At 39.2% G+C, this 9,522-nt stretch carries 10 protein-coding genes, 2 tRNA genes and 1 other RNA gene; 9 read left to right on the forward strand and 4 right to left on the reverse strand.

Annotated features, from left to right (window positions below; genetic code table 11):
• Nucleotides 1–35 precede the first annotated feature (35 nt).
• The gene (locus HZA38_04525; protein ID MBI5414752.1) at nt 36–3,059 is read left to right on the forward strand and encodes a hypothetical protein; all 3,024 of its coding nucleotides are present in this window, start codon (nt 36–38) and stop codon (nt 3,057–3,059) included.
• Nucleotides 3,060–3,062: 3 nt separating this feature from the next.
• Here the strand turns inward: HZA38_04525 and HZA38_04530 are convergent, their stop codons facing one another.
• Nucleotides 3,063–4,295, reverse strand: coding sequence for a hypothetical protein (locus tag HZA38_04530; GenBank protein ID MBI5414753.1), 1,233 nt, complete (start codon nt 4,293–4,295; stop codon nt 3,063–3,065).
• Nucleotides 4,296–4,463: 168 nt separating this feature from the next.
• On the opposite strand from HZA38_04530, the gene HZA38_04535 reads away from it, so the two are divergent.
• On the forward strand, nt 4,464–4,853 hold the full coding sequence (locus HZA38_04535) for a hypothetical protein (protein MBI5414754.1): 390 nt from the start codon (nt 4,464–4,466) through the stop codon (nt 4,851–4,853).
• A gap of 2 nt (nt 4,854–4,855) precedes the next feature.
• On the opposite strand, the gene HZA38_04540 is transcribed toward HZA38_04535, so the two are convergent.
• Complete coding sequence (locus tag HZA38_04540) at nt 4,856–5,557, reverse strand: ABC transporter ATP-binding protein (protein ID MBI5414755.1); 702 nt, start codon at nt 5,555–5,557, stop codon at nt 4,856–4,858.
• 34 nt (nt 5,558–5,591) lie between these two features.
• Nucleotides 5,592–6,078: RNase P RNA component class A (gene rnpB / locus HZA38_04545), an RNA gene on the reverse strand.
• Nucleotides 6,079–6,148: 70 nt separating this feature from the next.
• On the opposite strand from rnpB, the gene HZA38_04550 reads away from it, so the two are divergent.
• The 6 genes from HZA38_04550 to HZA38_04575 all read left to right on the forward strand — a co-directional run bounded on the left by HZA38_04550 (nt 6,149) and on the right by HZA38_04575 (nt 8,927).
• Nucleotides 6,149–6,223, forward strand: a tRNA-Thr gene (locus HZA38_04550).
• 148 nt (nt 6,224–6,371) lie between these two features.
• Nucleotides 6,372–6,456, forward strand: a tRNA-Tyr gene (locus HZA38_04555).
• A 116-nt stretch (nt 6,457–6,572) separates the two neighbouring features.
• Entirely contained in the window at nt 6,573–6,830 is a 258-nt protein-coding gene (locus tag HZA38_04560; GenBank protein ID MBI5414756.1) for a GIY-YIG nuclease family protein, read from the forward strand.
• A gap of 72 nt (nt 6,831–6,902) precedes the next feature.
• A complete protein-coding gene (locus HZA38_04565) occupies nt 6,903–7,514 on the forward strand; it encodes a hypothetical protein (protein ID MBI5414757.1) in 612 nt (203 codons plus the stop codon).
• Between the two features lie 22 nt (nt 7,515–7,536).
• Nucleotides 7,537–7,899, forward strand: a complete 363-nt coding sequence (locus tag HZA38_04570) for a YraN family protein (protein ID MBI5414758.1) — start codon at nt 7,537–7,539, stop codon at nt 7,897–7,899.
• A 77-nt stretch (nt 7,900–7,976) separates the two neighbouring features.
• Nucleotides 7,977–8,927, forward strand: a complete 951-nt coding sequence (locus tag HZA38_04575) for a hypothetical protein (protein ID MBI5414759.1) — start codon at nt 7,977–7,979, stop codon at nt 8,925–8,927.
• Between the two features lie 63 nt (nt 8,928–8,990).
• Here HZA38_04575 and HZA38_04580 read toward each other — a convergent pair whose 3' ends face one another.
• Complete coding sequence (locus tag HZA38_04580; protein ID MBI5414760.1) at nt 8,991–9,200, reverse strand: hypothetical protein; 210 nt, start codon at nt 9,198–9,200, stop codon at nt 8,991–8,993.
• Between the two features lie 141 nt (nt 9,201–9,341).
• Here HZA38_04580 and HZA38_04585 point away from each other — a divergent pair.
• On the forward strand, nt 9,342–9,522 hold a 181-nt coding region (locus tag HZA38_04585), incomplete at its 3' end, for a helix-turn-helix domain-containing protein (protein MBI5414761.1).

Raw genomic sequence — 9,522 nt, forward strand, 5'->3', positions numbered from 1 at the left:
ATGCTTAAAATACACACAATCTCTGCAATCTCTGCTTGGAAACAACTCCGACATTACATCGTCTGTTTACACCAAATACCGGAAATCCTGATACGCGATATGTCTTTGATAGAGGAGCGGGATTATATTTACGACCGCAATATACATTCCAGACTAATCTTGAGTTTTGTGATGGAATTCATCCATTTATTCAAGGGATTTACGATGGAAAGACAGGACTCGCTCCGAGTCGTTTTCCTGCTTCAGCGCCACGAGACATAGTTGATCCTGAAATTAGCGATATTTTTGAGAAAATTCGAGCGATCCCAGATGATGTCCTTTTGAGGAGAATGATTGATGTTCGAATCGAGATGGGAACCTATGGATTCTTTCCTGAGAAGGCGAGATTAAGCGAACAACAAATGGCAAAAACATACAGAGGAGTAGCTGAAGACGCCTGCGTTGAAAATACATTTCATGCATTGTATTGGCAAAATGTACAAATGCTCAGAAGACAAAGGAGAGAAAGTATTTTGGAAGAAAAACCAAAAGTAGTAACTGCTGGAAAAATATCAACTGCGCATGAAATGGTGTGGTCGAGTTGGAAATTCCTTGAAATATCAAGGAAGCAACGAATCTTCAACGCCCCTGAAGAATATCTGGGGTACGTTGTAATACATAATTCTGAGAATGGCGCAATTCTCTGCAAACCATATCTTTCACATTTGGTAGGAGCACTCATCGACCTTATAAGAGGTCGATTCTTACAAAGAAGCACTCAATTAGGCGTATTTCTTCATGACGATATAGAAGACCTGATTGCAAGACTGATCCTTCTTCTCAGAACAAAAAATTATCGTGACATCATGATCAGAATTCTGACGAGCCTTCCACTGTATAGAGAAAAGATCGAGCAGTTAGGTGAAGTGGAAAGAATTCGTAAAGACCTTGAAACAGCACTTTCGAATGCATATGCCGTCACAAAAGAAGAAGGTAAAACCTCTGAAGAAACAAATGCAAAAAATCTGAAAAAATTACTTATTGCTATGCTAAAAGACCCAAATGCTTGCAGAATAAAATTACGTGACAGAAGAAACAATTCTGCTACATTTCCAGAGTTGAGACCGTCAACAAGAACTAAAAAAATAAAGGAGACTCGGCAGGTACATTCGCGCCTTGCGCGACTTCAGGGAGATTTGAGATTGGAAGAAGATTTAAATCGTTTTAGTTTTGCGGCAGGGAAAAATTCTGCGCTTCTGACAGCCTTTGATGAAGAGATGGCGAAAGGGAAAACAAAGTTTCTCGGGAAAAACAATGAAAAAATAAATCTTGTATACGAAGGCTTTGCTTCAGACCCAAGTATATCTCGAAGAATTTCTGCGGTGAATGTTGAAGAAAGAAGATTTTCGAGTTTTCTCAATAACAGATCAGGAAAAGCGGCGGCAAAAGAAGATGAAGAGCTGACTATCGCCGATTTCGATCTCGATCGATATCAGAGGAATTTCAAAATCGCAATAATAGTAAAAAATCCTGAAGATACTGACGCAATCATTGAACATATCCGCAAAAATTTTACGACAAATGGAAGATTTCATTCCGATAAAACACGTTTCGGAACGAGAGTAGTTGTTTCCAATCCAAAATTTGGAGGCCGCTTGGAATTCCGAATAAACGACGAAGTTTCAGAAGAAAGAATTCCCCTTGGGAATAAGGATCTAGAAAAAGAAATGAAAGAAAAAATAGAGTACATCTTGAGCGAAGAATCAAAAGGAAGAAATATCTTTGAAGCTGCCGAAGAGGTATTTGACGCAAACATGACGGTGTATACGCCTCAACATGAAGCAAAAGTATTGTCTCGTGATGCAAGAGTTTTGGATTTTACTGTACAAGTTCATGGAGATATCGCCTTAAGAGCCACGGGCGCGCGTCTTGCAAAAACCACTCGAAGTGAGTCGTTTGGACGTCCTTGCTCACTCTTTGAAAAATTATCTCCCGGACAAGTTGTTTTTATTGAAGAAGGAGAAGATGCGAACTCTCTCGAATTTTTGCGGTCGGCAAGATACCTCGCGACACCTTTTACTCAAGGAATTATTCGAAGCCGTCATCTCCAACCAAAAAGACGAATTGATGTAGCAAAAAAACAAGAAACTGAAAGACTCCGAGCAAATCTGTCAAAAGAAGAGGAAGAACAAGTTGGAGAGCGAATGAAAGCAGAAATTCAAGAAGAAGGAAGAATTCATCTTGAAAAAATTGCCTCTGTATTTGGAGATATATCTCCTGATGAAGTTAAAAAACATATTCAATCTGGAAATAGCATAAGGGGATATGATCTGAAAAATGATCAAGAGTTTTACGCAGCAATTGGAGCTGGAGAGATAAATGTGTTGAACGCAATAACGGATTTATTTTTACTCCGATTAGGCGAAAGAAAAATCGATACAATCGTCAAAAGAATTCCTGAAAATGTGCTCCTCAGCGAGGAAGAAAAAAGAAAAATAATTTTGAGAATTGAGAGTGATCCAAAATTACAAGGCACAGAGAAAAAAGAAGATAGGAAAAGAGAACAACATCAAAAAATAAAGGACCGAAAAAATGAAAAATTATTATCCCTATTACGAAAGAGAAATCCTCAATACTATCCACAAAGATATTCTTCTGCTGGACTAAAAACACTCATTGGAAAAGGAAAAGTTGACTTGTGCCAAATATTTCAAGAAGAAGTGCAGTCAAGAATAACGCTAACACTTCCTGAAGACCAATGTTGGGAAATCGATTTACTTCCGCCCGACAAAGAAAATGTAAATGAATATATCTCGAGCGTTATTAGCATGCGGAATGATGCAAATCTCATCGGAATCCATACATCAGATTCAACTCAAGGAACAGGAGAAGTTCGGAGAAAAATCACCTATAGAATACGAAGGAGCGAAACTCTTCCCCTCTCGCGACTATTTAAAAGATTTCTGAGACTCGATCTGGAAGGATTTCAAGTCCGAGCGCGGAAAGTTGATGAAAATCCTCACCGCATTACTCCCGAAATTCACGACGAAATATTCGAAGAACTGGGGATGCTGATCTAACGACTACAGTAAACTCTCCTGCACCTCTTTCATCTCCTTCTCCCCTATCTCCACTTTCGGATTCACCATTTTCTGAATTTCCCGTTCCTGAAGATCAAGACTTTGGGTAAGTTTTTTAATATCAGTATCAAATCGAGGTGATCTCATTGTTTGCTTTTTTATCTCAATCTCCGAGAGAAATTCTGAATTTAAAATTTCTTTTGATCTCATTGTTTTGAGGCCCTCCGAAGCTAACAAAACATTCGTAGCATTCTGAAAAGAAATATGCCGATCATAATGTGCTATGAGATTCACAATATTTTCCCGCTCCTGAGGGTCAAGTTCTGAAATTTTCTCATATTCTGTTATTCGTTTATACGCAGCGATAATCGATTCTAGCGCCTCGGGGGTAACAATATAAAAATGAAATCCTTCTTCATAAAAATATGTTTTTTTAAGACCTTGCATTAATACCGTAGGAACAATAAAGAATACTATCGAATAAATCTGCGATGAATTTTCACTCTTCTTTATTTTTTCGACAGTTTTTTTAACTTCTTCATTTAAACGCTTTGATAAATTGGGAATATCCTTCGCTATTTTTGCGTCGAAAATAATATATTGACCCAAAAAATCGACGAGAAAATCAGGCTTGAAACTTCCGTCAAAATCAGCTGGCAAATTTGTATTATCAAAAAAATTAAAAGAGAATTGAGGTCGCTGGCAAATTTCCTTGAGCTGAGAAATCGCAGAATTTTCATGATCATTCCACACGCGGTCATATTCTTCTCTCTCTTTTTGCAAACGTTCTTCATCTTCACGAATTACTCGTGCCTGCTCGGATTCGAGCTTTTTTCGTGAATTTTCGAGTTGCTCGATCAGTTTTTCGTGATCTTTCTCACGTCGTTCTTTTTCCGATTCAAACTTCGTAATTTTTGCCTTTATTTCATCTCGTTCATGACGAAGATTTTTATTTTCTTCTTTATATTCAGTGAGTTCTGCATACGCTTGTCTCCCTTTTCCCTCAAGCTTATCCCGTTCCGAACGAGCACTTTCGAGTTCGCTTGAGAGTCTTCCTATTTCTTCGCGGCTCAGCTCTAATTTTGATTTTATTTGAAAATTCTCCTCAAAAAGTTTTTTTGCCGTTTCTTCTTCATCTTGAGTTCCTTTCTCTGGTCTGGATATTTTCAAAAAATAGAAAATCCCCCCAAAACCAAAAAGTGTAAGCGCGAGTAAAATTACTTCAAAAATCGTCATATATTAGCAAAAAATTAAAAATCAAGAGGATTATGTCAGGAATGTGAAAAAATGGGAAGAAACATTTGACGAAATTGACATTTTTTGGAAAGATTTAAGAAGCGTTTTTCTCCCGTACATTTTCTTGTACCTAAAAATGCGGAAAAATTTATTCTTTTATTATACCATATGAATCATGATGATGATCCATTTGCAGATATCGAGACCGAAGCTTCTGCAGATGATTCTGGAGAAGTAGTGGTCGCTCCTCAGCAGGACGACACAGCTGCTGCAACACCGCCTGTGGCAACTTCATCTTCGTCTCAAACTCAGACCCAAACTCAGGGTCAAACTCAAACCTCTTCTCAGGGGGGAAGCGGATTTGCTGATGAAATTTATTCCAAGAAAATCAGCGCGAAATTTCGAACTTTTTTCGTTGATTTAAAACAAAGTAGAAATGGCAAATTCGTGAAAATTTCAGAGAAATCTCGTGGCGGACAAAAAAGCACGATTATGCTCGATGCAGAAGATGTTGCGGAGTTTGTAAAAACACTCCAAGAAATTCAGGCGCAACTATAGACTTAAGAATTCTCATCACGAACCATTTTTCCATTTTCCAAATGGATGACGCTGTCCGTGAAGTTCGCTATTTTCTCATCATGAGTTACGATGAGAAGTGTCATCTGGTATTCTTCTGAAAGTCTGTGGAGAAGCTTCAAAATAAGCTCTCCAGTTTTTCCGTCAAGATTTCCCGTCGGTTCGTCTGCAAAAAGTATTTTTGGATGATGAATAATAGCTCGCGCAATTGCGCCTCTTTGTCGTTCTCCTCCAGAAAGTTCTTGAGGTTTATTTGTTGATTTATGAGAAAGCCCAACATCTCTTAAAGCTCCTTCTGCCTTTGTTTTTCGTGCGGAAGCAGACTCTCCTGAAATGAAGAGTGGCATTGCTATATTTTCTAGGAGTGAGAACTCCGAGAAGAGATAAAAATCTTGAAAAACAAAGCCCATTTCACTGTTTCGATATTGGCATATTTCTTTGGATTGCATTTTTGAAATATCTTGGTTCTGAAACAAAATTTGTCCTGATGTTCTCTCAAGAAAACCTGCAGCGAGGTGAAGGAGAGTAGACTTTCCTGAGCCCGAAGGACCAACGATGGCAACCTTTTCACGATTTTGGATATGCAAAGAGAGAGGACCGAATGTCCACGCATTCTTTTCTCGTGAAAAAGTCCGCTCCACATTGCGGAATTCGAGAAGAGGTGATGTTTCAGTACGAGTGGGCATTCATTCTATTAAAAATGGGGATCCTCAATTATAAAGCTCATAAGAACACATAAGCCGGGTTCTGTTCCGCATCTTCTTATCACCAAATGTTTTGAATTCTAAAAATTGGAAACAAGAAGATGCGGGGCAGTCATCTCTCTTGAGAAAATGTCGCCATTTTCTTCATGCAGCGGGCGAATACAAAATACAAACGGACAGCTCCTTTTTTGTATTCTCCATCCCGCCTTGCTGGAAGCTGGGGTTTACCAAGGTTTCTCAATTACTTGAGAACTCCCCGTACCATGTTGGTACTGGGCTTTTCACATTCCTCCGCTTCAGCGGAGTTATAGTCTCTGTGGCACTTTTCCATTCCCGAAGTTTTCGTTCGGGATGCTCCCGTTAGGAGTCAGCCTTCTGTTTCCAGCCCGGACTTTCCTCCCAGCCCATTCTGCAGAGCACATCGAGGAAAGAAATATACTGACAAATGTAAAAGGTCGAATGTGCGATGAAGAATAGGCTGGGCGACCACCGGTGCCCTTATGAGCCTTCAGAGAATAGCATAATTTCTTTGACCACGGAATGTTTTTTAAGGTAGAATCCACGGGCGATTTTGCCGGCATAGCTCAGCGGTAGAGCATCCGCCTTGTAAGCGGCAGGTCCTCGGTTCAAGTCCGAGTGCCGGCTCCATCCTTCGCTTGCGAAGGATGCCCTTCGAAGCTTTAGTGAAGAAGGGCAAATATCAAGAATTTGCGACGCAAGCTTCGTATGGCAAGCCATTCGAATCGCAAGGTTCATAAATTTCTTTTTTCTGCTATTATAATTTCATAATTCGTATGGGCGGTTAGCCAAGTGGTCAACGGCGACAGACTGTAAATCTGTTCTCCCTGAGTTCGGGGGTTCGAATCCCTCACCGCCCACCATTCGACTCCTCCTCGCTTCGCTCGGAGTCGCTCATGGTCTTCGACCATTCTGTATTTATATTATAGGAGTCGAATGTCCCGAGCTTGTCGAGGGACCCTTTACTTTGAAAAATTATATGCCATATTTTTATCTTGCTCGTTGTGCGGATAACTCCCTTTATGCAGGATCATGTAAGAATGTTTCAGCAAGAGAAACAAAACATAACAAGGGGGAGGGGGCAAAATATACTCAGCAACGAAGACCAATTAAAATCATATATTTCGAAAAATTCAAAACCTCTTCCGAGGCAATGAGAAGGGAGATTCAAGTAAAAAAATGGAGGAGAGAAAAGAAAGAGAATTTAGTGAAGTACAGTCATCCTTTTGAAAAATAATAAAAAATAGGCGTCTTTCTGTGAAATCCCAATTTTACTTTTCCCTCCATTTCAGAGAAAATTCTTTTTGGCATGAACAAAATTGTCCTTCTCGAAATTCGGCGGCAAGTTGCGCATTTATGTTTCGGCATAGTTCTCAGTGTACTTATTTTCCACAAAATAATTGATGCGTGGTTTTTGGCGGCTACCTCATGTACTTTTGCCGCATTTGTGTGTTATTGGAAATCAAAATATGGTCAGAAGTCTTACATCAAGCGAATACTTGCCTTTTTTGAACGTGACGAGCATATTCTCAAATTCCCAGGAAGAGGAATTTTCTTTTTTATTGTAAGTGCTTTTTTAGTGGTTGCCATCTTTCCAAGAGAAATCGCACTTGCGAGTATTCTTATTCTTTCGGTAGGAGATTCTATTTCGCATATCTACGGACGATTCTTAGGAAAATGGAAAATCCCATGTTGGCCTGAGAAAAATGTCGATGGACATGTTATTGCCGTTATTTTGTCGGCTTTGACGGCGACAGCATTTGTCCCATTCCTCCCCGCTCTCCTCGCATCACTCCTCGCTATGATTGTTGAAATTCCCCGCATTTATTTTTTCAAACACCCTATCGATGATAATCTCCTCATTCCGCTCGTCGCTTCTGGGGTTCTCTCTCTTTGGAATGTTTTTTCCCCATTTCTCTAGGAAACACTGAGAAATACAGATAATGCCGACACTTCGAAGACAGTTTGGCGATAAAGGCGAAGATCTCGCCGTAGAATATCTCAAAAAAAGAGGCTATACTATTCTCGATCGAAATTTTCAAACACAAAGAGGAGAAATCGATATTATTGCAGAAAAAGATAAAAAAATTTTCTTTGTGGAAGTAAAATCGAGAAGAAACGATTTTTTCGGCGATGCCATTGAATCGATAACAGATCAGAAAAAGGAAAAAATATACCGTACTGCATTTGCGTATCTCGAAAAGAAAAACATTCCAGAAGAGCGTGATTGGCAAATCGACGTCATCACCATCGATTTCTTAGAAAATCCTCCAAAGATCGAGTATTATGAAAGCCCATTTTTCTAATTTTGAATGTTGAATTATGAATTTTGAATTGTTTTTAATTCAAAATTTAGAATTCAAAATTTATAATTTATTCCAGCTTGTTCTCCCAAAAACGCACTATCCTCTGGCTTTTTCTCCTCATTTTCGTTCTTGCGGGAACGTTTGCCTGGAACTTATGGATTTACAAGGGAACTCTCAGTATTTCTACAAACGTGCAACCATTCACCATTGATGTAAAATCTCTAAACAAAACGTCAGGAGAGCATTTTCTCTGTGGTGTGTCCGCCTGCAATGTCGATCTTTCCCCAGGAAAATATCAGATGACGATTCAGAAAGAAGGCTATTTTTCGAGTACGCAAAATATCGAAGTGTTTTGGCGTGCACCAAACTCCTTTGAAATTTCTCTTTCTCGAATTCCCGTTCTTTCCACTTTTCCAGAAATGCCCACGAATTGGAAAAATCCAGATCAGGAAAATATTTCACAAAAATATTCCATTTCAAATTCGGGAGAAATACGTCAAAAAGATGGTGAAAAATCATCTCTGCTCGCAATTCTTGAGCTTGGTGATGAAGTTCAAAATGCACGAATCTTTCCAGATGAAGCGCAGCATCGACTTTTTGTCCTCACTCCAAAGGAACTCTATGAAGTGAGCATTCTGGAAAAAAGAAAATATCGCATCTTTTTTTCTGAGGAAAAAGAAGTGCTCACAGATCTTCAGGTATTCAAAGGAGATATTCTCCTCATCAAAAGTAATATTGGCAAAGAATCACGTTCGTTCTTTTTCGTTCCGAGCTTGAGGCGTGTTCTTCCTCTTGAGGAGAATCCTCAAATCCATCTCATTTGTCAAAATCCGGAGAAATTTACTGAATTGTATTACCTCATCAGCAATGGAACAAATTGGCTTCTCAAAAAAATAATAACTACAGACAGCAATATTTCAGGACTCGCATCTCACGAATTCCCCTCAGCGCCTCTTGAGATTCAATGTGGAAGCCCACACGAAATACTCGGAAAAACTGAGAATCAGTATTTCCGATTTGAAATATAGACATAGACAAAAACCTACGCCAAGAGCTTCCTACTTCCTGATTCCTACTTCCTACTTCCTTCTCTACGATGATGAATGCTTCTCTTCCTTCACTTTTACCACAGGAATTCTTTTTCTGTCCTTTGGAGAGTATCTGAGCACCTTTCTCGCAGCTACTTTTTCTTTAAATAGTGCGAGGTTTTCGTTCTTATTGTAAATATACTTTTGCCCAAGAAGAGTTCCTCCTTCAGCAAAGAGTTGTACGATGATCCTTTTTTTTTCTCCTCGAGGCATAGAGCGGGAATTACATGCATAAAAAGCCAGGGAATTGTAAAGAAGAATGAAGATTACGTCAATTTTAAATTTTGTCCCGTACATTCTAAAATTATAAGCACCACCCTAGAGATAAAATAAGTTTATATTTTATTTCTAGACATGAAACAAGTTCGCAAGCCAATCAGCTTCAAAGAGCGAGTGGAAATAGAGAGGATGTTAGAAAAGAAAAAGTCGTACAGATCGATAGGATTACAGCTGGGAAGGGGTCATACGGTGATCAAGAGAGAAGTGGAAAGAAATACTGGGGATTACCTTCCATACGAAGCACAGAAAGCACAAA

The sequence above is a fragment of the Candidatus Peregrinibacteria bacterium genome (genome assembly GCA_016220175.1).
In the GTDB taxonomy this organism is placed as follows: Bacteria; Patescibacteriota; Gracilibacteria; order CAIRYL01; family CAIRYL01; genus JACRHZ01.

Excerpts from the sequence above, each read along its gene's own strand:
- HZA38_04565 (MBI5414757.1), top strand. The coding sequence starts at position 6,903 with ATGAACAAAATTGTCCTTCTCGAAATTCGGCGGCAAGTTGCGCATTTA.
- HZA38_04530 (MBI5414753.1), bottom strand. The coding sequence starts at position 4,295 with ATGACGATTTTTGAAGTAATTTTACTCGCGCTTACACTTTTTGGTTTT.
- HZA38_04540 (MBI5414755.1), bottom strand. The coding sequence starts at position 5,557 with ATGCCCACTCGTACTGAAACATCACCTCTTCTCGAATTCCGCAATGTG.
- HZA38_04535 (MBI5414754.1), top strand. The coding sequence starts at position 4,464 with ATGAATCATGATGATGATCCATTTGCAGATATCGAGACCGAAGCTTCT.
- HZA38_04560 (MBI5414756.1), top strand. The coding sequence starts at position 6,573 with ATGCCATATTTTTATCTTGCTCGTTGTGCGGATAACTCCCTTTATGCA.
- HZA38_04570 (MBI5414758.1), top strand. The coding sequence starts at position 7,537 with ATGCCGACACTTCGAAGACAGTTTGGCGATAAAGGCGAAGATCTCGCC.
- HZA38_04580 (MBI5414760.1), bottom strand. The coding sequence starts at position 9,200 with ATGCCTCGAGGAGAAAAAAAAAGGATCATCGTACAACTCTTTGCTGAA.